We start from the raw sequence: 22,620 nt of genomic DNA, 5'->3' as shown, positions 1-22,620 counted from the left end.
ACACATAAGGTTGCACAAAGTTGCAACATGTCGGATATTATCATGTAACTTAGATAAACCTTACCTATTGAGGAGCGAGGATGGGTAGTACAACAATGGGCGTGAAGCTTGATGAGGCAACTCGGGATCGCATTAAAGCCGCTGCACTGCGGATTGACCGCACTCCACACTGGCTGATTAAACAAGCTATTTTCAATTACCTTGAGCGTCTTGAAAATGATGAGCAGATCACGGAGCTATCTGCCAGTCAGGATCTTAAAGAAGAGAAGATAACCACAGAAGAAACTGTCATCGACTCTTCTCATCAACCTTTCCTCGACTTTGCAGAACATATCCTGCCTCAATCAGTAAAACGTTCTGCAATCACCGCTGGTTATCGCCTGCCGGAAACACAGGCAGTGCCAATGTTGCTGCAACAGGCGCAATTACCGGAAGATCAGGCACAAGCAACGCATAAGCTGGCTTACAGCATTGCAGAAAAATTGCGTAACCAGAAAAACAGTGTTGGGCGTTCTGGTTTGGTTCAAGGGTTGTTGCAGGAGTTTTCATTGTCATCTCAGGAAGGCGTTGCCCTGATGTGTCTCGCGGAAGCCCTGCTCCGTATTCCAGATAAAGCCACCCGTGACGCGCTGATCCGCGATAAAATCAGCAATGGCAACTGGCATTCCCATTTGGGTCAAAGTTCATCCATGTTTGTCAACGCAGCAACATGGGGCCTGCTGTTTACCGGTAAACTGGTTTCTACCCACAACGAAGCCAAGCTTTCCAATTCACTGAATCGCATTATCAGTAAAAGCGGTGAGCCATTAGTCCGTAAAGGCGTAGATATGGCGATGCGCCTGATGGGTGAGCAGTTTGTAACAGGTGAAACTATCGCTCAGGCATTGGCAAGCGCACGTAAGCTGGAAGAAAAAGGGTTCCGCTACTCCTATGACATGCTGGGTGAAGCCGCCTTAACTGAGGAAGATGCTCAGAATTATATGGTTTCCTACCAACAAGCAATTCATGCTATCGGTAAGGCATCCAACGGCCGCGGTATCTATGAAGGACCTGGGATTTCTATCAAGCTCTCTGCCCTGCATCCACGTTATAGCCGTGCTCAATATGAACGAGTCATGAGCGAGCTGTATCCGCACCTGCTTTCCCTGACATTACAAGCCCGCCAATATGATATCGGCATCAATATTGATGCAGAAGAAGCCGATCGTCTGGAAATCTCCCTCGACTTGCTGGAAAAACTCTGTTTCGAACCACAATTGGCTGGCTGGAATGGCATCGGTTTCGTTATTCAGGCTTATCAAAAACGCTGTCCATTTGTTATCGATGCAATAGTTGATTTAGCCCAGCGCAGCCGTCGTCGTTTAATGGTGCGACTGGTAAAAGGCGCTTATTGGGATAGTGAAATTAAACGTGCGCAAATAGATGGGCTGGAAGGCTATCCGGTTTACACCCGCAAAGTTTATACCGACGTTTCCTATCTGGCTTGCGCCCGCAAACTATTGTCAGTACCAAACCTGATCTACCCTCAGTTCGCGACTCATAACGCTCATACTTTATCTGCTGTTTATCATCTGGCCGGTCAAAACTATTACCCAGGTCAATATGAGTTCCAATGCCTGCATGGCATGGGAGAACCACTGTATGAACAAGTGGTCGGGAAAATTGCTGATGGAAAATTAAACCGCCCATGCCGTATTTACGCACCGGTAGGCACTCACGAAACACTATTGGCCTATCTGGTCCGTCGTCTGCTGGAGAATGGTGCTAACACCTCCTTCGTCAACCGTATTGCCGATACCACGTTGCCACTAGATGAACTTGTTGCTGATCCGGTGAAAAAAGTTCAAAAGATAGCCGAAACCGAAGGGCAAATCGGTCTTCCACATCCGAAAATCCCTCTTCCTCATGATCTGTATGGCAAAGATCGCGCAAACTCAGCCGGTCTGGATCTTTCCAACGAACATCGACTGGCTTCCCTTTCCAGTGCTTTGCTCAGCTCTTCTACGGAAGAACGGTACAGTGAACCACTGCTGGGTGGCAATTATTGCCATCAAGGTGAGCTACCTGCTGCCAAGCCTGTCATTAACCCTGCCGCGCCACTGGATATCGTCGGTCATGTTCGTGAAACAACTGAACAAGAAGTCGCTCATGCTCTGGATGCCGCAACAGAAGCCGGAGCAATCTGGTTTGCAACTCCACCATCAGAGCGGGCAGCCATTCTGGTTCGCGCTGCTGAATTGATGGAAAGCCAGATGCAGCCGCTGTTGGGTATTCTGGCTCGGGAAGCCGGAAAAACCTTTAATAATGCGATTGCTGAGGTACGCGAAGCGGTAGATTTCCTCCACTATTATGCAGGACAAGTCCGCCATGATTTCGCTAATGACACCCACCGCCCACTGGGGCCCGTTGTGTGTATTAGCCCATGGAACTTCCCATTAGCCATTTTTACCGGACAAATAGCGGCTGCGTTGGCTGCCGGTAACAGTGTGTTGGCGAAACCGGCGGAGCAGACCCCATTAATTGCAGCGACAGCAGTCAAAATATTGCATCAGGCCGGAATTCCCCATGATGTACTGCAATTATTACCTGGCCGGGGTGAAACCATTGGTTCGCTTTTAGTGGGTGATGAAAGAGTACGTGGCGTGATGTTTACCGGCTCCACTGAAGTGGCTGGCCTGTTACAACGTAACATTGCCGGACGGCTTGACGCACAAGGGCGTCCAACCCCGCTCATTGCAGAAACCGGTGGCCTGAACGCAATGATTGTCGACTCTTCCGCTCTCACAGAGCAAGTCGTTACTGATGTGGTCGCCTCGGCTTTTGACAGTGCAGGTCAACGCTGTTCAGCCTTGCGCATCCTCTGTATTCAGGATGATGTGGCAGAACGCACCATCACTATGTTGAAAGGCGCAATGTCTGAATGCCGGATGGGTAATCCTGAACGCCTTTCTACTGATATCGGCCCGGTCATTGACGCTGAAGCCAAAGCCGGTATTGATCGTCATATTCAGGCAATGCGCACCAAAGGACGCGCGATTTATCAAGCAGCGCAAGACAATGTGACTGACAGTAAAGAGTGGGAGCAAGGTACTTTCGTTAAACCGACACTGATTGAACTGGAAAGTTTTGATGAATTGAAACAAGAGATCTTCGGCCCGGTTCTGCATGTTGTCCGTTTTAAACGCAATGAGCTGGATAAGTTGCTGGATCAGATAAACAATTCCAACTATGGCCTGACACTGGGCGTACATACCCGTATTGATGAAACTATTGTACAAGTCACCTCTAAAGCGAAAGTGGGTAACCTGTATGTTAACCGCAATATGGTAGGCGCGGTTGTTGGTGTACAACCGTTCGGTGGTGAAGGCTTATCCGGTACAGGTCCAAAAGCGGGCGGTCCGCTCTATCTGTATCGCCTGCTCTCTTGCCGCCCTCAGAATGCCATTAATCAGACACTGGAACGTCAGGATGTTGAGTACCCACTGGATGCCCATGCCCGCTCAGTGCTGATGGCGCCATTCGACGCACTGGCAGAATGGGTTGCCACTCAGCACAATGAAGAACTAAATCAGTTGGTTCAACAATACAAATTACTGGCACAAGGTGGCACAACCCGACTGCTGCCGGGACCAACAGGTGAACGCAATACCTACACCCTGTTACCTCGTGGTCAGGTACTGTGTTTAGCGGATAATCAGCAAGACACATTGATCCAACTGGTAGCAACATTGTCTGTTGGCTGTCAGTTACTGTGGCAAAATGATGAAATACATCAACAACTGTTCCGTCAATTGCCGGACAGTGTCCGTAAAACAATTACCCTGATCCGGGATTGGCAGAGTGAAGAGACAGAATTTGAAGCTGTTATTTACCACGGCGATTCTGATCAACTCCGTCAGGTTTGTGAACACATCGCCCAACGTAAAGGAGCCATCATCTCCGTACAAGGTTTTGCCCGTGGAGAAACTAACCTGCTGTTAGAACGTCTGCTGCATGAACGTTCACTGAGCATTAACACTGCCGCGGCAGGGGGCAATGCCAGTCTGATGACTATTGGTTAATTCCAGATAAAGCGAAGGGGAACACACTGAAAATGTGTTCCCCTGAAATTGAACATCTCTTTGCTGTTTATACTTCCAGCTTAGTGGCCGCCCTGCTGCCAGCTCAAGTACTGCTCATACTTCCGCAAAGCAATGTTGTAGTTACTGAATGCTGACTGTGACAGTTTCTCACTCAGTTGTTCCTGAATTTTCTCTGTTGTGAACTCTTTTACAGGGTAATTGCTTGAAGTGAGCAATTCATCCAAACGTCGTAAACGAACCACATACTCACGAATAGTGCTATGACTCATTTCAGTTTGTTCAAACAGGTACTGTTTGAAAGACATGATGTCAAAATAATCTGTCTCGCTATTGCAATAAATCTCACTGCAAAAACGGCATAACGCGACAAATTTATCTTGCAGCTCATCCCAAGTCTTGTCATCAATCAACTCCGTCATTTCGGAGATAGACTCTTTGTTGATCACCTGGCCGTTAAAAACCAAAGAGATGCGGTCAAGAGCTTTGTGACAATGCAAGCAATGAGTTTGACTATGTTTGTAGTCTTTAATGTAACGGCTGAGCGGCCGTTTCTTTTGTGTTGTAACAGACATAAGAGATAAAGCCCTGTGTGTAGTCTTAAACAAAAAACAAAATAAGCAAAAAGTTACTTTTCCGGATTTAAGCGAGCCCGCAGACGTTTAATCGCCTGACTGTGTAACTGACTTATGCGGGACTCCCCGACTTCAAGTACTGCGCCAATCTCTTTCAGATTAAGTTCTTCCTGATAATACAGCGTCAGAACCATTTTTTCTCGCTCAGGTAACGAATCAATAGCATCAATTACCCGCTGACGAACATCACTTTCCAGTAATTGTTGTAAGGGATTGGTTTCATGCCCTTCTTCAATCGTAGGCTCACAGCTTTCACCATGCATTTCATGCCATTCGTCATACGAAAACAACTGACTGTTATTCGTATCTAACAGTATCTGCCGATATTCTACCAGATCAATCTTTAATTCTTTAGCAACTTCCTGCTCACTGGCTGGACGGCCTAAGTCTTGCTCAAGTTTACGGATGGTTTGCGTCACTTCGCGCGCATTACGTCGCACACTACGCGGAGCCCAATCGCGACTCCTTAACTCATCCAACATTGCACCTCTGATGCGCTGTACCGCATAAGTGGTAAACGCGGTTCCCTGTAAGGAATCAAAACGTTCCACCGCATTTAGTAAGCCGATTCCCCCGGCCTGAAGCAGATCATCCAGCTCCACACACGCGGGTAACCTAACTTGTAGCCTTAACGCTTCATGGCGAACTAATGGTACATAGCGCTTCCAGAGGCTGTTTTTGTCCATCACGCCTTCGGCGGTATACAAATCGCTCACAACAACAGACACCTTTGGAATAAGAGACTAACTACCATTATCCAATCCCCTAACAAGGGCAATCGTTTGAACAATGTAGTAAAAGCACTTCTTTTTCACCTATGCGAAATTTATTGCCCGCCTAATAGTAACACAAATTTTAGGCTGTTCACGATAAACGACTAAAAAAGAAGGACCGGCGAGCCGATCCTTGATTTATTTGAATTTTTATGTGAATCAGGTTCACATATTGCCCTAGCTACGCAGCAGAGACAATACAGTCTGAGGCACTTGGTTAGCCTGAGCCAGAACCGCAGTACCTGCTTGTTGCAGAATTTGACCACGGCTCATGTTAGACACTTCAGTTGCGTAGTCAGCATCTTGGATACGGCTACGAGCAGCGCTCAGGTTATTAACGGTGTTGTTCAGGTTGTTAACGGTAGATTCAAAACGGTTTTGGATAGCGCCCAAAGAGCTGCGCAGTTTGTCAACCTTTGACAGAGCATTGTCTAAATCGCCTAACGGCTTAGCATTATCGTCAATCAGGTTTGTTTTACCGGTCACCTGAACGTTACCCTCATTGTCAATAGTGGCTTTATAATATACGTCTTCACCAGTTTCTTTATCTTTACCGGTTACAACGTATTCGCCCTCAATTTCCTTACCATCTTTATCTTTGGATTTAACGACTTTGGGATCTGTAACATTATCAAGACCAGTTACTGGTTTTACATCAACCTTGTCGGGTTTACCTGGAACGTCAATCTTACCAACTGGATCGCCTACACGCACTCCAAATAATGAATTAACATTAAATTTGTCCAGCCCCATTGTGCCTTTGTCGATTTGTTCCAGACTAATAGTGATAGTTTCATTATCGTTAGCACCAACCTGGATGGTCAATTTGCTATCTTTACTTAGGACATTAACACCATTAAATTGAGTTTGTTCAGAGATACGATTAATCTCGTCTAAACGCTGAGTCACTTCGTCCTTAATAGAGTTAATATCGCTTTCAGAGTTGCTGCCGTTTTGCGCCTGTACCGTTAATTCACGGATACGCTGTAAGTTGGTATTGATTTCGTTCAGAGCACCTTCGGTAGTCTGTGCAATAGAGATACCGTCGTTAGCGTTACGTGCTGCCTGAGACAAACCTTTAACGTTTGCAGTGAAACGGTTAGCGATCGCTTGACCAGCAGCGTCATCCTTCGCGCTGTTGATACGCAGACCAGAAGACAGACGCTCGATAGCGTTACCCAAAGCACCCTGGGATTTGTTCAGGTTATTCTGAGTCAGCAGGGACAGGCTGTTGGTGTTGATGACTTGTGCCATAGTGATAGTTCCTTTTTAAATCAAGCAGATATAAGTTTGGGCCTTTGCCCACGGTGTTCATCACCGCCAACAGTTTTATCGGCGTTCCTCAAAGAACCTTTAATTTTTCTTGAAAAAACTTTTTCTTTTTTATCACACTTCCCTTATAAGCCAAACAGCGCCTGTTCTTGACGATTATTCTTACCATCAAAAAATTATTTTTATTAGTAAACTTTTTTCGAAACTTACCGATAACCGGTTCAACAAAGATTTACTAATAAAGGAGTCAATATGGCTAGCATTTCTTCATTAGGGGCCGGGTCGGGGATGGATCTGGGTTCTATACTGGATAAACTTCAGGCAGCAGAACAAAAACGTTTAGAACCACTGACACAACAACAAACCAGTTATAAAGGTAAGCTAACAGCTTTTGGTACGTTAAAAGGCAGCCTGGAAAAGCTGGAAACTGCGTCTGAATCACTGAAAAAATTCGATAAACTCAATACAACCACCGCCAGTGAAAAACATGAGGCATTCACTGCCACAACGGACTCTAAAGCCAGCCCAGGCAACTACAATATTAAAGTTGAACAATTGGCGCAGGCGCAGGCATTACAGACAAAAAAAGTCGATGATCTAAAAACACAAATGGGTGCTCCCCTGGGCGAAGGTAAAACCCGGACAATCACCATCACTCAGCCTGGCGAAAAAAAGCCAATGCAAATCAAGTTGACAGACGCACAAACCTCCATCCTTGAACTGCGTGACGCAATCAATAAACAGGAAGGTAATGTCAACGCCAGTATTATTAAGGCAAAAGATGGCGAAAACTATTTAGTTTTGACGGCTAAAAAAGCCGGCACTAAATCAATCATGACAATCAAGGTTGAAGGTGACGAAAAACTGGGTAAGTTTCTGAACTACACTCCGGGTACAGATGGCGGTGGGTTAACTCAAACAGTTGAAGCTAAAAATGCGCTCTTGAAAGTTAACAACATCCCAATTGAGCGTCAAACAAACCATATTACTGACGCGCCAGAAGGCGTTAAGCTGGATCTGAAAAAAACGACCCACGATAAAGATAAACCGGGGGAACATAAGCCTGAAATGCTGGTGGTCTCCCGTGATATTGAGCCGACGAAAGAGGCGATTAAAAACTGGGTTGATGCTTATAATGAACTGCAAACGACGTTTGATTCTCTGACCAAATTTAAACCGGTAAAACAGGGTGAAGAACCGTCGAAAGATAATGGCGCTTTACTCGGTGACAGCACCCTACGAGGAATACAGAACCAGCTGAGAAGCCAAGTTTTCAGCTTTCAGGCCGCTAATGATATTTCGACCCTGAATAAACTGGGTATTAAACAGAAACTTGATGGCAAACTGGAAATTGATAACGAAAAGCTGGAAAAAAATCTAAAAGAGAAACCCGCTAATGTGAAAGCATTCTTTATGGGCGACGGTAAAGAAACCGGTTTTGCCACCCAGACACATAAACTATTAAAAGGCGCCTTGGATAGCCATGAAGGTACATTAGTCACCGCGACTAACGGCATTAATAAGCGTCTGAAAACACTTGAAAAACAAGTGGACAGAACACAAAGCAACATTAACGAAACGATTGAACGTTATAAGCACCAATTTTCACAACTGGATAAGATGGTCTCTTCCTTAAAACAGACCAGTAACTTCCTATTACAACAGATGAGATAATTAAAGGAAATTATGTATCAACGTTCGGCAAGTCAATTATATGCCCAGATAGATGTGGAAAGCGAAATTATGAATGCTTCCCCCTATCAGTTGATTCAGATTTTGTTCAACGGGGCGCTTAGCGCCCTGCGTCGGGCAATTATTCTGATGGAGCAAGGTAATATCGCGGAAAAAGGCGCAGCTATTTCCAAAGCGATCAATATCATTGATAATGGCCTCAAACAGGGGTTAGATAACGAGAAAGGTGGAGAGCTGGCACACAATCTTGCTTCCCTTTACGACTATATGACCCAACGTTTACTCCACGCTAATTTACGCAATGATGAGCCAGCCATTACCGAAGTTATAAAGTTACTCACCGAGATTTCAGAAGCTTGGCGGCAAATTGGCCCTCATTACAACGCCAGTCAGGATATTGTTTAATGGATAATGAAATGGATCTTTTGTCAGCTTACCAACGGATCCTAAGTTTAAGTGAGCAGATGCTTAATTTAGCTAAAAACGAAAAATGGGATGAGCTTGTTGATATGGAAATCACCTACCTCAAAGCAGTAGAAGTGATCAGCCAATCTTCAATATCATCTGTCACCTCTCTTTCGTTACAACAAAAAATGACCAACATTTTGCAGACAATCTTAGATAATGAACATGAGATAAAAGAACTGTTACAGAGAAGACTTGATGAACTCAGCAAACTCATCAAACAAGCAGGCCGACAGCAGTTATTAAATGATAGTTACGGTCAATTCCCTGCTGAACCCTATCATACCCTTATGAGCTCTACGGAACAGAAGTAATTGAGAAATAAAGGTGATGTATCTTCATCACCATTATTTACTCATTTTGTGAGCTTGGTTTAGAACGTATTGATTTCAATTCAAATTATAAGAAATAGATAAAAAAATCTTGGTAATGAAATAGTGTTCTGCTTTTCATTTTCAATATCTTATACATTAATGAAAAGTATTTTACATTTCTGACGAAAATGAGGCCCAGCATCTTTAAGACCTTGTAGTATCCCAGCCTACAAATCAAGATTTCCTTAATTTTCATATCCTATTCCCATCATTGACCAATGGGTATTAATAAACTGTTATATGTAGCTCTGTGATTTACTACTGATACATACGAAAAATCCCCTCAGTTGCCTGTCTCTTAACCAGAGATCTGACTAAGAGACAGAGCATTTGCCAAGGTTGAAAAAAATTAGCTATATAAATTAATCATGCCAATTACAGTAGAAACGGAAGGTTTTACCTATTTGTTTTAACAGATTACCTACTTTCTCAGCTTCGGTGCCTTGATACCACGGGATATAAATAGGTTCATCTGATCTTTCAGTGCGATATCCAAGTTCATACTTTATACCATCTACAGTAATTGTTAGCCTTTTACCTACAAGATCCTTTAGAAGATCATAGTCTCTTAAAGTTAAATTTATAGGAAGTCCATTTTCTCTAGCAGACCAATAAATACTAGTGATTGAACTATTATCTATATTACTTTCAATTACAACTAATGTTTCAGAAGTATTTCCTCCCCATAGACTATCTTTACTTACTTCATATGGAGTTACATCAATAACTATTGTGTAATCAGGGATATTAGCTTTCAATTCCCAATCACAAGCCATCATATCTTCTTGCGTTGGCTGCCACGGTACAAAATTGCCGTGCTCATTACGCAGATCGATATGCGTCAAGTAATCATATTTAGTGCCAACGGCTACACCATCAACCGCATAAGCACTATCTTTCTCAACGGTTAAATCATTTACACGAGGAGTAATAGCCAAATACATCTTTTTATCACTCCAAACAGAACGAGCAACAAGTTTGCGTAGTTTTAATTGAATCAAAGCCCAAGAAAAAGAACCGACCGGAGCGATAACACCGTGACATTCATATTGCTTAGGATCAAACGGACATTCCTTTTCAGGCTTCATAACTTCAGACATATTATCTCCTTATATCTATAAATAATTAAAAATTAAATCACATGATTTAACTTTCAATCTATTATTAAACACTCAGTAAATTTTGGTGAATTAGATGGAACCAAAGCAAAAAATCAAGATTAAATTATAACAGGATATTCTGCTTATTCCCCTTATCGTTTTTTGATACTTATCAATAAGTTAATATTACTCTCAAAAATTGGAGTTGAGAATTATTATTCTAAACCACCAGATATTATCTTGACCTTCTTCTACAACATTTAATTAAATCGCTAACGATAACAAATATTCAACTGATTTAAAGGTCACTGGGCTATATCGGTCAATAGCAATTAACGATTAACATTTAGATTTGAAAGTGAAGATGTTATTCTCGTCAACGATCAAGATTATCACTGAGGAATAACAAAATGGGCGTGCTGAAATGTGGACAGAAATGCAATCTCAGTATGAGCTATGGATTGCCTCACAACACAAAAGACCAGAAATAAAACCGATGGAATATCCTGTTTGCAGCGCCGCGGAATTTATCCACGACACTCGCGATCTGTCTTAAACTATAGACATCAATAGCTTAATATACCTACACCTGCATACTCATAATTTCCTGATAAGAAGCCACCAGCTTATTTCTTACCTGAACGCCCATTTGCAAAGCGATACTGGATTTTTGCATATCCACCATCACATCATTCAGCTCAATACCCGGTACACCCAAGGTAAAATCCTGAGTTTGTTTCGTAGCATGCAAACGTGTCTGATTAATTTTACCAACAGCCGCCGTCAGTTGACTGGCAAATCCTCCCTGCAACGGCATGGGTTTTGCGATACTTGCTGCCTGTAATGCCTGAGCCTGCATCTGTTGCAGTACCCCTTCAATTGCCTGAATTGACATAAAAACCTCGTGTTAAACCACCCTATACCTTACACAATTCAATGCCATATTAACCCAAGACTTATACGGCATATTTTCACGCTGCCACCCTAACATAGCCCCCTCAATCTAAAGCGGGTAATTAACGTAAAAAGTCAGGGCTTATTGTGCCATTAAAAGATGAGTAAACAGCGAATAATGACAAGACTGAAAATAGGAAAAATTTTTTCGCTTGCGTATGGGGAGTCTGTTTTGTTACGCCACGCTTTTAGTATTCATGTTGAACAGCAAGGCAAGGATCGTCTATGAGTGCCGCAACAACCGACGTTGAAAATCAAACTAACGGTTTCAGTGCTATCATTAACCGGATAAAAGCTGATCCTAAAGTACCATTATTAGTTGCAGGCAGCGCAGCCGTCGCGATTGTCATTGCCCTTTTCCTGTGGTTACGCAGCCCCGATTACCGGGTGCTCTACAGTAATTTGAGCGATAAAGACGGTGGCGATATTGTCACGCAACTAACCCAATTAAATATTCCCTTCCGTTTTGCCGAAAACGGCTCTGCGATCATGATCCCTGCCGAGCAGGTCCATGAGACACGGCTAAGGCTGGCACAACAAGGATTGCCTAAAGGTGGTGCCGCTGGATTTGAGCTGCTTGATAAAGAGAAATTTGGTATCAGCCAGTTCAGTGAACAGGTTAACTACCAAAGAGCATTGGAAGGTGAGTTATCACGGACCATTGAATCACTAGGACCGGTGCAGAATGCCCGTGTTCACCTGGCGTTACCCAAACCTTCCCTGTTTGTCCGCGAACAGAAGTCGCCTTCAGCATCGGTTACCGTCGGGTTACTGCAAGGCCGTTCACTGGATGAAGGCCAAATTAACGCCATTGTCCATATGGTTTCCAGCAGTGTCGCTGGCTTACCTCCGGGCAATGTCACCATTGTTGATCAGACCGGACGTCTTCTGACACAAGCCGATGCTACCGGACGTGATCTGAACACCAGTCAGTTAAAATACATTCAGGAAGTGGAAAATCGCTTCCAGCATCGTATTGAAGCTATTCTGACCCCGGTTGTCGGTCGTGGCAATGTTCACACACAAGTGACTGCCCAGGTGGATTTTTCCCGCCGTGAAGAGACCGCAGAGGAATATAAACCTAATCAGCCACCTAATCAGGCGGCGGTTCGCTCAAAACAGTTAAGTGAAAGCGAGCAAAGTGGTGGTTCTCTGGTTGGTGGCATTCCTGGTGCGCTTTCCAATCAACCCAGCCCTCCACCAAGTGCGCCGATTGATAAGCCGAATACCAAAGAGAGCAATAAAAACGACAAGAGCGATAAGAAAACATCATCCGCCGGCAACAATAACGAGCGCATGGTGAACAATAATCGCAATAACCGCCGTGACGAAACCACAAACTATGAAGTGGACCGGACTATTCGCCATGTGCAACAACAAGCCGGTGGTGTTGAACGCTTATCGGTAGCCGTTGTTGTCAATTATGTCACTGTCGATGGCAAAAATGGCCCGGAAACTCAGGCGCTGACACCGGAACAACTGGCGAAAATAGAAGCGCTGACCAGAGAAGCGATGGGCTTTTCCAAAGAACGTGGCGACAGTTTAAATGTGGTTAATACACCGTTTACTGAAAGCAAAGAAAATATCGAAGTGATTCCGGTATGGCAGAACCCTATTCTGCTGGAAAAAGCCTTCGATTTTGGCCGCTACCTGCTATTGATTCTGGTGGCATGGCTGTTGTGGCGTAAAATGGTGGTTCCGCAACTCGCCAAAAAACGTGCCGCAGAAAAAACCGCGCTTGACGCACAGAAAGTTCAGAAAAGACAAATGACTGAATCCAGCGCAGAAATGGATGAAAGAACCCGCCAGAAACTGACACGTCAACGGGTCAGTGCCGAAATTCAAAGCCAACGTATCCGCGAATTGGCAGAAAAAGATCCTCGCGTCGTGGCGCTGGTGATCCGTCAATGGATGAGTAACGAACAATGAGCCTGAACGGAACAGAAAAAAGCGCCGTCATGTTGATGACCCTGGGAGAAGATCAGGCGGCCGAGGTGTTTAAACACCTGAACTCCAGGGAAGTCCAGCAACTCAGTATCACCATGGCCGGTATGCGTCAGGTTTCCAACCAGCAACTGGTCGATGTATTGGCTGAGTTTGAAGAAGATTCCGGCCAATATGCAGCACTGAGTATCAATGCCAGTGACTATCTGCGTTCGGTGTTAATCAAAGCGCTGGGTGAAGAACGCGCTTCCAGCCTGCTTGAGGATATTCTCGAATCCCGTGAAACCACTACCGGTATGGAGACCCTCAACTTCATGGAGCCACAAATGGCAGCCGATATGATCCGTGAGGAACATCCACAGATTATCGCCACCATTTTGGTTCACCTGAATCGTGGACAAGCAGCTGATATTCTTGCACTGTTTGATGACAAGCTGCGTAACGACATCATGCTGCGTATCGCCACTTTCGGTGGCGTACAACCAGCTGCGCTGGCTGAACTAACAGAAGTGCTTAATAACCTGTTAGATGGTCAGAACCTCAAGCGCAGCAAGATGGGCGGTATTCGTACCGCCGCTGAAATTATTAACCTGATGAAAAGTCAACAGGAAGAGAATGTTATCGAAGCCATGCGCGCCTACGATAACGAACTGGCACAAAAAATCATCGATGAAATGTTCCTGTTCGAAAACCTTGTCGATGTGGATGACCGCAGTATCCAGCGCCTGTTGCAGGAAATCACCACCGATTCCCTGCTTATTGCACTGAAAGGCTGCAACCAGCAACTACGCGATCACTTCCTCAACAATATGTCTCAGCGTGCCGCAGAGATTATGCGCGATGACCTGGCAAACCGTGGTCCGGTGCGTATGTCTCAGGTGGAAAACGAACAGAAAGCCATTCTGCTTATTGTTCGTCGTCTGGCAGAAAGCGGCGAGATTATCCTGAACGGTGGCGACGATAGCTATGTCTGATAAGTTGAACAATGCTGGCTGGCAACCCTGGAAACCCAATGAACTCACACAGTGGGAAAAACTGTGTGTTAAACCAGAGCCTACTGATGACTCACTGGAAACTTCCGGGCGTGATGAAATCCTTGAACAGGCGGCAATGCTGGATAACCTGAAAGAACAGGCCCGGCAGGCAGGCCATGAACAAGGATTTGCCGAAGGCCAGGCGCAAGGTTATGAAAAAGGATACCAATCCGGCTTAGAAGCCGGTCTGGAACAGGGATTAAAGGATGCCAGTCAGCAACAGCAACCTATCACAGAGCAGTGGCAAAATATGCTGGCTGATTTCCGCCATTCACTTGAAGGGCTCGATACCATTATCGCATCCCGCCTAATGCAGCTATCGCTGACAGCCGCGAAACAGATCCTCGGACAACCCGCGATTTGCGATGGTACCGCCCTGCTCAATCAGATCCGTGAATTTATCCAGCAAGAACCGATGTTCAGTGGTAAACCGCAACTTCGGGTTCACCCACAGGATATTCCCATGGTTGAACAGCAATTGGGCACCACGCTTTCACTCCACGGCTGGCGTTTACTGGCAGATAACAAACTGCATCCTGGTGGTTGCAAAATCAGTGCAGATGAAGGCGATTTGGATGCCAGCCTGGCAACCCGCTGGCATGAATTATGCCGGCTGGCAGCACCGGGAGAATTGTAATGACGGCAAGACTCGGACGCTGGCTGGCGACACTGGATGCTTTTGAACAGAAATTAGCGAAGACTTCGCCGGTTCGTCGTTATGGCCGTCTGACCAGAGCGACAGGTCTGGTCATGGAGGCAACGGGCTTACATCTGCCTCTGGGCGCAACCTGTCTGATTGAACGGCAAAATGGCGGCAATATTGAAGAGGTTGAAAGTGAAGTCGTTGGTTTTAATGGCGAAAAACTTCTACTGATGCCACTTGAAGATTTGGAAGGTATTGTACCTGGCGCCCGTGTTTATGCCCGCCCGTACAGTGAAGATTGCGGTAGTGGACGCCAGCTGCCTCTTGGCCCGGAACTATTAGGACGGGTTTTAGATGGCGCTGGCCGCCCACTGGATGGCTTGCCGTCGCCAGATACCGGCTATCGCGCCCCACTCACCACACCGCCAATCAATCCTCTGCAACGCACGCCGATCAGTGACGTATTGGACGTGGGAGTACGGGCGATTAACGCCTTACTCACGGTAGGACGCGGCCAGCGGATGGGGTTGTTTGCCGGTTCTGGGGTGGGTAAAAGTGTTCTTCTTGGCATGATGGCGCGCTATACACAGGCAGATGTGATTGTCGTTGGCTTGATCGGTGAACGTGGCCGCGAAGTTAAAGACTTTATTGAAAACATCCTTGGTACAGCCGGTTTAACCCGCTCAGTGGTTGTCGCCGCGCCTGCCGATATCTCACCTTTATTGCGTATGCAAGGCGCCTCCTACGCGACCCGTATCGCCGAAGATTTTCGTGACCGGGGTAAGCATGTATTACTGATTATGGATTCATTGACCCGCTACAGTATGGCTCAACGTGAAATTGCCTTGGCCATTGGCGAGCCACCGGCGACCAAAGGTTATCCACCCTCGGTTTTCGCCAAACTGCCGGCACTGGTGGAACGAGCAGGAAACGGCGTGAACGGCGGTGGCTCGATTACCGCGTTCTACACTGTACTGACCGAAGGTGATGATCAGCAAGACCCAATAGCCGATGCTGCCAGGGCCATTCTGGATGGTCACATCGTGCTCTCCCGCTCTCTCGCGGAATCAGGACACTACCCGGCAATTGATATTGAAGCCTCTATCAGCCGCGCCATGACATCATTAATTGATAAACAGCACTATCGGCGGGTACAGCAGTTTAAACAACTGCTCGCAAGCTATCAGCGTAACCGTGATCTGATTAACGTCGGTGCCTATGCTGCGGGCAATGATCCGCTATTGGACAAGGCGATTGAACTTTATCCCTACATGGCACAATTTTTACTCCAAGATATTGAAGAACGTAGTGAATATGAAGCGGCCTGTACTCAACTGCAACAGTTGTTACCTATATAACGTAACGATTTTCTGTATGTTGCCATTAAAAAGCGAGGAATAAGATGCAGCAACAATCACCTCTCATGACCTTGCGTGAACTTGCACAAAATGCGGTGGAGAAAGCCGCCACTCACCTTGCACAAGTTCGTCAGAACCATCAACAAATGGAGCAACAACTTGCAACGCTGATGGGCTATCAGGATGAATACCGGCTGCGCCTGAACGACACGCTCAGTAACGGTATGCCGTGTACGACCTGGCAAAACTACCAGCAATTCATGAAAACGCTGGAAAAGGCGATTGAACAGCACAAATTGCAGCTCAATCAATGGCAACAGCGGCTTGAAACCGCTTTATCACAGTGGCAGGAAAAACAACAACGTCTCAATGCCTTTGACACTTTGCAACAGCGGGCAGATAACAACCGAAGATTACAACAGAACAGAACGGAGCAAAAACAGATGGATGAGTATGCCCAACGTAGTGCACAACGGAGAAATGGATAATGAATATCACTCTTTTGCCTGCTGATCTGAAACCGGCAGAAAATCAGCAAACACGCAGTGATTTACTCACTGACGCCGATCAACCTTCTGTCTTTGCTCAGTTTCTTAATCTGGAAACCGAGCCGGCACAGAAAGGTATGGTCAAACCGGGGAAAGTTTCATCCAAAGAAGGAAAAGAGACCGCAGATGAAACAGACATCGGTTTATCGCCATTATTATCTGTATCATCTGTCTCAAATGAAATTCCAGCGGAGTCTATCACCCCCTCACTGATTCCTCTGAATGTAAAAGCAGAGACAGACAAACAACCGGCTCCTGTTGACGAAAAGCTCATGTCAGCAGAAGAATTGGCGGCAAGTTTACCCGTACAATTGTCCAAATTAACCATCAGATCAGAAAATCAGCAAGATAATCCACAACCAACCGAACTGATTAAACATAGTGATAAAAACAGTGATGAAAATAGTGATAAAAACCGTCCGATTATCGCTAAAGAATGGGTGATGACAGAATTGCCGACAGAGAAAAATATTCTGACGGATATGCCGGAACAACCAAAACATGAAGAAAAAACGGAAAGTTTTGACAATCTTTTTAAAACAAAACCTGAAAACGGATTAGTACAGAATTCTCAGGTAAAACCAAAGATCCCCACCGTCGCTATTCAGCATGAAAGTGCAACTCAACGCTATTCACGTGAACCGGCACTGAACCCGCCCCCCATTCAGGCTGAAATTCAGCCCACGACCGTGGCAACCGAGCATCAGCAAGCCGGGCAAGCGCCCTCAGTAGCCGCATCACCTCTGCTTTCCGCCGGGCATAATCAGACAGCCCAGTTTCAGTTATCCAGCGCCTCCACGCCTTTGCTGAATGCGCAGTTGGGTAGTGAAGAGTGGCAGCAACAATTAAACCAACAGATCATCTTGTTCAACCGCAACGGCCTGCAACAGGCAGAGCTGCGCCTGCATCCACAAGAGCTGGGTGCATTACAAATTCGTATGTCTGTTGAAGACAATCAGGCGCAATTACATCTGGCATCTGCTCACAGTCATGTTCGGGCAGCCCTGGAAGCTGCGTTACCCGGGCTTCGTCATGCATTGGCAGAAAGTGGAATTCAACTTACCCAAAGCAATGTCAGCAGCGACAACGCCAGCCCGTGGCAACAAGAACAACGTTCCAGTTCACAAAATTCAGGCGGAACTGGCGGTCATGACACTAACGCCACACCAGAAAACCATTCGACTACTGAATCCACAATACGTTTAACACCTCACCAACTGGCATCAGTCCGCGGAGGTGTGGATATTTTCGCCTGATCATGGAAGGTATTTATCCGTAGTAAACAAGACTCACAACAAACGAATGAGTTAGTGGTTTTTTCCCCGTTTGTTCCGGCTATTGCCAGCGGAAATACGCGGGATAATTATTATCGATATTGATGGATAAGCAGGTCCGCCACGGAATGAGTGGACACTTGTCCGCAACGAAAACAGGAACTTGTCTGTCCATGTCTGACTATAGCTACGAGCGTAAACGCAAAAATCCATTTTGGATGATACTGTTAGTACTGGTTGCCGTTATCGGTGCCGCCATCGGAGGATACAGTTGGTGGACACTTAAGCAGGCAGAAAAGAGTGATTCTACGGCATCCCGAACCATAAAAGTCCCTGTATTTATGACTCTGGAGCCTTTTACCGTTAATCTGATCGACAATGAAGATCACTTTGACCGTGTGCTCTACATCGGCGTGACGCTACGTTTAGTCGACGAAAAAACCCGCCAGCGCTTCCATGAGTATCTGCCGGAAGTTCGTAGCCGTATGTTGTTATTACTATCACGCCAGAAATCAGCTGATCTGGCTCATGACAGCGGCAAACTGCGTCTGATGACCGATATCAAGCAAACGCTGCGCCCAACATTGGTACCAGGTGAGCCGGATCAGGTCATCACCGATGTGCTGTTTACCACGTTTATTCTGCGATAATCACCATGAGTGACAATATTCTTTCACAAGCCGAGATTGATGCTCTGCTCAATGGCGACAGTGCCAGTGACGACGCAGAAAACACCGCGTCTGGGGAAAACGAGGTTCGCCCTTACGATCCCAATACCCAACGCCGTGTTGTTCGGGAACGTCTGCAAGCACTGGAAATTATTAACGAACGTTTTGCCCGTCATTTCAGGATGGGGTTGTTCAACATGCTCCGCCGTAGTCCTGATATTACTGTCGGAGCAATAAAAATTCAGCCCTATCATGAATTCGCCCGTAACCTGGCGGTGCCGACCAATCTTAACCTTGTTCACCTGAAACCGTTGAGAGGAACCGCACTGTTTGCATTTGCCCCCAGCTTGGTTTACATCGCGGTAGATAACCTGTTTGGTGGTGATGGACGTTTCCCGACCAAAGTGGAAGGCCGTGAATTCACCAATACGGAACAACGGGTGATTAACCGGATGTTACGTATGGCGCTGGATTCCTACCGTGATGCCTGGGATTCCATTTTCAAAATCGAAGTGGAATATATACGCTCTGAAATGCAGGTGAAATTCACCAACATCACCACATCACCGAACGATATTGTGGTTACAACACCATTTCAGGTAGAAATTGGCGCGTTGAGTGGTGAATTTAACATCTGTATTCCATTCGCCATGATCGAACCACTGCGGGAACGCCTGACCAATCCACCGTTGGAGAATGTCCGGCAGGAAGACAGCCTGTGGCGGGAAAGCCTGGTAAAACAGGTTCAGCATTCAGAACTGGAGCTGGTCGCCAACTTTGTTGATATCCCGCTGAGGCTGTCAAAAATTCTGCAACTTCAGCCGGGCGATATATTACCGATTGATAAACCCGAACGCTTGATCGTTCACGTCGATGGTGTGCCGGTGCTCACCAGTCAATACGGAACATTAAACGGGCAATACGCCCTGCGTGTCGAACATCTTATTAACCCTGTTTTAAATGCTCTGGATGAGGAACAGCCCAATGAGTGACGCTAAACAACCCACAGATACCGCTTCAACCGGATCTGCCGAAGATATGTGGGCAGAAGCTCTGGAACAACAGGCCGCGCAACAACAAACCTCTGACAGCAGCGCGGCAATATTTGAATCTCTGGAGCCTCAGGATGCACTGGCTCATTTATCGGATATCGACCTGATTCTGGATATTCCGGTCAAATTATCCGTCGAACTGGGCCGGACAAAAATGACGATCAAACAGCTGCTGAGATTATCTCAAGGCTCCGTCGTCTCTCTTGATGGCCTTGCCGGGGAACCGTTGGATATTTTAATCAACGGATACCTGATTGCGCAGGGTGAAGTTGTGGTTGTATCGGATAAATACGGCATCCGTATCACCGATATCATCACCCCTTCCGAACGTATGCGTCGACTGAGTCGCTAATATGGCTTTCCAGCCTTCTCTTCATCATGGCGCGGCAGAACCTGTCGCGCAAACCCAGGCGGTTACGCAGGTCGCCACTGCCGCGCCGCTTTCCGCAGGTCAGACACTGATACAGATCAGCAGCGCATTAGCCGGTGTTTTACTGTTAATTTTCACCCTCACCTGGTTGATACGCCGTATGGGGCTGGTTTCCGGCAAAGGAAAAACACAGCAACAACTGAGTATCAAAGCCAGTTGCTCACTTGGACAACGTGAACGTGTTGTCATTGTGGAGGTTGAAAATGACTGGTTAGTATTAGGTGTTACCGCCCAGCAGATTAATTTGTTACATCAGATGCCAATACCTGAATCCAGCGGTGATAACCCCGAAGGACAACCCATAAAACCGGCACTGTTTGGTCAGATTCTAAAAAATACCCTGATGCGACAAGGCAAGGCCGATGAAAAAAAGTAGTTCTTTCTTTATGACGAGCAGTAAATTCCCATTATCATGCCGCCTGGCAATGGCACTCACTGCGCTGACTTTACCAATGGATGTCGCGGCACAGCTGCCGGGCATTATCAGCCAGCCGCTGGCAAACGGCGGACAAAACTGGTCACTACCAGTTCAGACTTTAGTTTTTATTACCGCGCTGGGTTTTATTCCCGCGGCTTTACTCATGATGACCAGTTTTACCCGCATTATTATTGTGCTGGGTTTACTGCGTAATGCGTTAGGCACCCCATCGGCTCCGCCCAATCAGGTTTTACTGGGGCTGACGCTATTTATGACCTTTTTTATTATGTCGCCGGTTTTCGATAAAGTTTATCAGGATGCTTATCTGCCTTTCAGTGAAGATAAAATCAGCCTGGAAACCGCTTTAGAAAATGGCGCCAAGCCATTACGGCAATTTATGTTACGTCAAACAAGGGAAAACGATTTAGCGTTGTTTGCCCGTCTTGCTGACCAGCCTCCTTTTGAAACCGCAGACTCAGTTCCTATGCGGGTACTGATGCCGGCATTTATTACCAGTGAGCTAAAAACTGCATTCCAGATTGGTTTTACCCTATTCATCCCATTTCTGATTATTGACCTGGTCGTCGCCAGTGTTTTAATGGCGCTGGGGATGATGATGGTGCCACCCGCGACAATCTCGTTGCCCTTTAAACTTATGTTGTTTGTATTGGTTGATGGCTGGCAATTATTGCTGGGTTCTTTGGCACAAAGTTTCTACGGTTGACCTGAAAAGAGACAAACATTATGACTCCTGAATCGGTAATGGCATTGGGAACAGAAGCAATGAAAGTCGCACTGGCGCTGGCTGCGCCGCTGCTTTTATCTGCTTTATTATGCGGTTTAATTGTCAGTTTATTACAAGCCGCGACACAGGTTAACGAAATGACGCTGTCATTTATCCCCAAAATTCTAGCGGTATTTGTCACTACAGTTATCGCCGGTCCCTGGATGCTGAATCTATTTCTGGACTACATGCGTGAACTCTACAGCAACATACCCGTGATAATCGGCTGATTATGATCTCTTTTAACAGTGAAATGCTGATTCAGTTTATCAGTGAATTTTTCTGGCCGCTGGTCCGGGTCCTTGCGCTGTTCAGTACCGCGCCATTATTCAGTGAAAAACAGGCCCCCAAGAAAGTTCGGATTGGATTGGCAGTGATGGTAACGCTGCTCTTAATGCCAAACCTGCAACCCGCGCAAGTGCCTATTTTCTCTGTTGCCGGATTTTGGGTAATGGTCCAGCAAATCCTGATTGGCGCGTCACTTGGCCTTACCATGCAAATTGCCTTTGCCGCGGTGCGTCATGCTGGTGAAATCATTGGCTTACAAATGGGGCTTTCATTCGCCACCTTTTTTGATCCCTCCGGCGGCCCCAATATGCCCATTCTAGCGCGTATCTTTAACCTACTGACTTTACTGCTATTTTTGGCTTTTGACGGTCATCTTTGGCTATTATCCGTTCTGGCGGATACATTCCAGGTTATACCGGTACAACCATTGCAGCTTAGTGCGCAAGGATTTTGGCTCTTGGCACAAAGCGCCAGCATGATATTTATCAACGGCATGATGCTGGCTTTGCCATTAATCACCCTACTATTAACGCTAAATTTCTCATTGGGGATCTTAAACCGTATGACACCACAACTCTCCATCTTTGTGGTCGGTTTTCCGCTAACGCTCACTACCGGTATCCTAGTACTGACACTTTTAATCCCCATGCTGGCGCCATTTTCTGAGCGTATGTTCAGTGAATTGTTTAATCGGCTGGCGGTAATTATTAGTGGAATGGTTATTTAAAGATGTTTTTTTCAAACCAAAATCGAACTGAAAAACCCATAAGTATTATATACTGTATAAATCATATTATTTAATGCTGTAAAATTTTATCAATACATAAGAGAAAAG

The 22,620-nt window shown here is 46.0% G+C and carries 22 protein-coding genes; 17 read left to right on the top strand and 5 right to left on the bottom strand.

Annotation, left to right across the window (positions count from 1 at the left end):
- Positions 1–80: 80 nt before the first annotated feature.
- Positions 81–4,061: a trifunctional transcriptional regulator/proline dehydrogenase/L-glutamate gamma-semialdehyde dehydrogenase gene (putA, locus tag LGZ99_RS19615; protein ID WP_036839691.1), complete on the top strand. Its 3,981-nt coding sequence runs from the start codon at positions 81–83 to the stop codon at positions 4,059–4,061.
- Positions 4,062–4,141: 80 nt separating this feature from the next.
- Here putA and fliZ read toward each other — a convergent pair whose 3' ends face one another.
- From fliZ to LGZ99_RS19600, 3 genes are all read right to left on the bottom strand, one after another.
- Entirely contained in the window at positions 4,142–4,654 is a 513-nt protein-coding gene (fliZ, locus tag LGZ99_RS19610) for a flagella biosynthesis regulatory protein FliZ (protein ID WP_021324063.1), read from the bottom strand.
- A gap of 53 nt (positions 4,655–4,707) precedes the next feature.
- Complete coding sequence (locus LGZ99_RS19605; RefSeq protein WP_021324064.1) at positions 4,708–5,430, bottom strand: RNA polymerase sigma factor FliA; 723 nt, start codon at positions 5,428–5,430, stop codon at positions 4,708–4,710.
- 234 nt (positions 5,431–5,664) lie between these two features.
- A complete protein-coding gene (locus LGZ99_RS19600) occupies positions 5,665–6,741 on the bottom strand; it encodes a flagellin FliC (RefSeq protein WP_036839689.1) in 1,077 nt (358 codons plus the stop codon).
- Positions 6,742–7,011: 270 nt separating this feature from the next.
- Here LGZ99_RS19600 and fliD point away from each other — a divergent pair, with 270 nt between their 5' ends.
- Genes fliD through fliT form a run of 3 tightly spaced genes read left to right on the top strand, consistent with a single transcriptional unit; the run spans position 7,012 to position 9,230 of the window.
- Complete coding sequence (gene fliD / locus LGZ99_RS19595) at positions 7,012–8,433, top strand: flagellar filament capping protein FliD (protein ID WP_262979476.1); 1,422 nt, start codon at positions 7,012–7,014, stop codon at positions 8,431–8,433.
- Positions 8,434–8,445: 12 nt separating this feature from the next.
- The gene (gene fliS / locus LGZ99_RS19590) at positions 8,446–8,856 is read left to right on the top strand and encodes a flagellar export chaperone FliS (protein WP_021324066.1); all 411 of its coding nucleotides are present in this window, start codon (positions 8,446–8,448) and stop codon (positions 8,854–8,856) included.
- Complete coding sequence (gene fliT / locus LGZ99_RS19585) at positions 8,856–9,230, top strand: flagella biosynthesis regulatory protein FliT (protein ID WP_021324067.1); 375 nt, start codon at positions 8,856–8,858, stop codon at positions 9,228–9,230. The genes fliS and fliT overlap by 1 nt, the downstream gene beginning before the upstream one ends.
- A 422-nt stretch (positions 9,231–9,652) precedes the next feature.
- On the opposite strand, the gene LGZ99_RS19580 is transcribed toward fliT, so the two are convergent.
- Together LGZ99_RS19580 and fliE are read right to left on the bottom strand one after the other, a co-directional pair.
- Positions 9,653–10,390, bottom strand: coding sequence for a DUF2829 domain-containing protein (locus LGZ99_RS19580; RefSeq protein ID WP_036839687.1), 738 nt, complete (start codon positions 10,388–10,390; stop codon positions 9,653–9,655).
- Positions 10,391–10,973: 583 nt separating this feature from the next.
- Positions 10,974–11,285 carry a flagellar hook-basal body complex protein FliE gene (gene fliE, locus LGZ99_RS19575; protein WP_023044786.1) on the bottom strand — a complete coding sequence of 104 codons (312 nt, stop codon included), beginning with the start codon at positions 11,283–11,285 and terminating at the stop codon, positions 10,974–10,976.
- 284 nt (positions 11,286–11,569) lie between these two features.
- Here fliE and fliF point away from each other — a divergent pair, with 284 nt between their 5' ends.
- The 13 genes from fliF to fliR all read left to right on the top strand — a co-directional run bounded on the left by fliF (position 11,570) and on the right by fliR (position 22,512).
- Positions 11,570–13,273 (top strand): flagellar basal-body MS-ring/collar protein FliF, encoded by a 1,704-nt coding sequence (gene fliF / locus LGZ99_RS19570; protein ID WP_036839685.1) that lies wholly within the window; start codon positions 11,570–11,572, stop codon positions 13,271–13,273.
- On the top strand, positions 13,270–14,262 hold the full coding sequence (gene fliG / locus LGZ99_RS19565; RefSeq protein WP_023044785.1) for a flagellar motor switch protein FliG: 993 nt from the start codon (positions 13,270–13,272) through the stop codon (positions 14,260–14,262). The genes fliF and fliG overlap by 4 nt, the downstream gene beginning before the upstream one ends.
- Entirely contained in the window at positions 14,255–14,959 is a 705-nt protein-coding gene (gene fliH, locus LGZ99_RS19560) for a flagellar assembly protein FliH (RefSeq protein WP_023044784.1), read from the top strand. The genes fliG and fliH overlap by 8 nt, the downstream gene beginning before the upstream one ends.
- Positions 14,959–16,323, top strand: coding sequence for a flagellar protein export ATPase FliI (gene fliI / locus LGZ99_RS19555; protein ID WP_023044783.1), 1,365 nt, complete (start codon positions 14,959–14,961; stop codon positions 16,321–16,323). The genes fliH and fliI overlap by 1 nt, the downstream gene beginning before the upstream one ends.
- Positions 16,324–16,367: 44 nt before the next feature.
- The gene (gene fliJ, locus LGZ99_RS19550) at positions 16,368–16,811 is read left to right on the top strand and encodes a flagellar export protein FliJ (protein WP_021324073.1); all 444 of its coding nucleotides are present in this window, start codon (positions 16,368–16,370) and stop codon (positions 16,809–16,811) included.
- Positions 16,811–18,127 carry a flagellar hook-length control protein FliK gene (locus LGZ99_RS19545; protein ID WP_262979475.1) on the top strand — a complete coding sequence of 439 codons (1,317 nt, stop codon included), beginning with the start codon at positions 16,811–16,813 and terminating at the stop codon, positions 18,125–18,127. Before fliJ ends, LGZ99_RS19545 begins: the two co-directional genes overlap by 1 nt.
- Positions 18,128–18,318: 191 nt before the next feature.
- Positions 18,319–18,795, top strand: coding sequence for a flagellar basal body-associated protein FliL (gene fliL, locus LGZ99_RS19540; protein WP_036839683.1), 477 nt, complete (start codon positions 18,319–18,321; stop codon positions 18,793–18,795).
- A 5-nt stretch (positions 18,796–18,800) separates the two neighbouring features.
- Positions 18,801–19,805 carry a flagellar motor switch protein FliM gene (gene fliM / locus LGZ99_RS19535; RefSeq protein WP_036839681.1) on the top strand — a complete coding sequence of 335 codons (1,005 nt, stop codon included), beginning with the start codon at positions 18,801–18,803 and terminating at the stop codon, positions 19,803–19,805.
- A complete protein-coding gene (gene fliN / locus LGZ99_RS19530) occupies positions 19,798–20,217 on the top strand; it encodes a flagellar motor switch protein FliN (RefSeq protein WP_021324075.1) in 420 nt (139 codons plus the stop codon). Before fliM ends, fliN begins: the two co-directional genes overlap by 8 nt.
- Position 20,218: 1 nt before the next feature.
- Positions 20,219–20,671 (top strand): flagellar biosynthetic protein FliO, encoded by a 453-nt coding sequence (fliO, locus tag LGZ99_RS19525; RefSeq protein WP_036839678.1) that lies wholly within the window; start codon positions 20,219–20,221, stop codon positions 20,669–20,671.
- A 49-nt stretch (positions 20,672–20,720) separates the two neighbouring features.
- The gene (fliP, locus tag LGZ99_RS19520) at positions 20,721–21,437 is read left to right on the top strand and encodes a flagellar type III secretion system pore protein FliP (RefSeq protein WP_200875295.1); all 717 of its coding nucleotides are present in this window, start codon (positions 20,721–20,723) and stop codon (positions 21,435–21,437) included.
- A gap of 20 nt (positions 21,438–21,457) precedes the next feature.
- Complete coding sequence (fliQ, locus tag LGZ99_RS19515; RefSeq protein WP_036839674.1) at positions 21,458–21,727, top strand: flagellar biosynthesis protein FliQ; 270 nt, start codon at positions 21,458–21,460, stop codon at positions 21,725–21,727.
- Between the two features lie 2 nt (positions 21,728–21,729).
- Positions 21,730–22,512: a flagellar biosynthetic protein FliR gene (gene fliR / locus LGZ99_RS19510; protein ID WP_021324078.1), complete on the top strand. Its 783-nt coding sequence runs from the start codon at positions 21,730–21,732 to the stop codon at positions 22,510–22,512.
- Positions 22,513–22,620 lie beyond the last annotated feature (108 nt).

The sequence above is a fragment of the Photorhabdus temperata genome (genome assembly GCF_025384845.1).
GTDB classification, from domain to species: Bacteria; Pseudomonadota; Gammaproteobacteria; order Enterobacterales; family Enterobacteriaceae; genus Photorhabdus; species Photorhabdus temperata.
Note: the sequence above shows the minus strand (reverse complement) of the source record. Positions and strands in the feature narration are given on the sequence as shown.

Excerpts from the sequence above, each read along its gene's own strand:
- putA (WP_036839691.1), top strand. The coding sequence starts at position 81 with ATGGGTAGTACAACAATGGGCGTGAAGCTTGATGAGGCAACTCGGGAT.
- fliZ (WP_021324063.1), bottom strand. The coding sequence starts at position 4,654 with ATGTCTGTTACAACACAAAAGAAACGGCCGCTCAGCCGTTACATTAAA.
- LGZ99_RS19600 (WP_036839689.1), bottom strand. The coding sequence starts at position 6,741 with ATGGCACAAGTCATCAACACCAACAGCCTGTCCCTGCTGACTCAGAAT.
- fliD (WP_262979476.1), top strand. The coding sequence starts at position 7,012 with ATGGCTAGCATTTCTTCATTAGGGGCCGGGTCGGGGATGGATCTGGGT.
- fliS (WP_021324066.1), top strand. The coding sequence starts at position 8,446 with ATGTATCAACGTTCGGCAAGTCAATTATATGCCCAGATAGATGTGGAA.
- fliT (WP_021324067.1), top strand. The coding sequence starts at position 8,856 with ATGGATAATGAAATGGATCTTTTGTCAGCTTACCAACGGATCCTAAGT.
- LGZ99_RS19580 (WP_036839687.1), bottom strand. The coding sequence starts at position 10,390 with ATGTCTGAAGTTATGAAGCCTGAAAAGGAATGTCCGTTTGATCCTAAG.
- fliE (WP_023044786.1), bottom strand. The coding sequence starts at position 11,285 with ATGTCAATTCAGGCAATTGAAGGGGTACTGCAACAGATGCAGGCTCAG.
- fliF (WP_036839685.1), top strand. The coding sequence starts at position 11,570 with ATGAGTGCCGCAACAACCGACGTTGAAAATCAAACTAACGGTTTCAGT.
- fliG (WP_023044785.1), top strand. The coding sequence starts at position 13,270 with ATGAGCCTGAACGGAACAGAAAAAAGCGCCGTCATGTTGATGACCCTG.
- fliH (WP_023044784.1), top strand. The coding sequence starts at position 14,255 with ATGTCTGATAAGTTGAACAATGCTGGCTGGCAACCCTGGAAACCCAAT.
- fliI (WP_023044783.1), top strand. The coding sequence starts at position 14,959 with ATGACGGCAAGACTCGGACGCTGGCTGGCGACACTGGATGCTTTTGAA.
- fliJ (WP_021324073.1), top strand. The coding sequence starts at position 16,368 with ATGCAGCAACAATCACCTCTCATGACCTTGCGTGAACTTGCACAAAAT.
- LGZ99_RS19545 (WP_262979475.1), top strand. The coding sequence starts at position 16,811 with ATGAATATCACTCTTTTGCCTGCTGATCTGAAACCGGCAGAAAATCAG.
- fliL (WP_036839683.1), top strand. The coding sequence starts at position 18,319 with ATGTCTGACTATAGCTACGAGCGTAAACGCAAAAATCCATTTTGGATG.
- fliM (WP_036839681.1), top strand. The coding sequence starts at position 18,801 with ATGAGTGACAATATTCTTTCACAAGCCGAGATTGATGCTCTGCTCAAT.
- fliN (WP_021324075.1), top strand. The coding sequence starts at position 19,798 with ATGAGTGACGCTAAACAACCCACAGATACCGCTTCAACCGGATCTGCC.
- fliO (WP_036839678.1), top strand. The coding sequence starts at position 20,219 with ATGGCTTTCCAGCCTTCTCTTCATCATGGCGCGGCAGAACCTGTCGCG.
- fliP (WP_200875295.1), top strand. The coding sequence starts at position 20,721 with ATGGCACTCACTGCGCTGACTTTACCAATGGATGTCGCGGCACAGCTG.
- fliQ (WP_036839674.1), top strand. The coding sequence starts at position 21,458 with ATGACTCCTGAATCGGTAATGGCATTGGGAACAGAAGCAATGAAAGTC.
- fliR (WP_021324078.1), top strand. The coding sequence starts at position 21,730 with ATGATCTCTTTTAACAGTGAAATGCTGATTCAGTTTATCAGTGAATTT.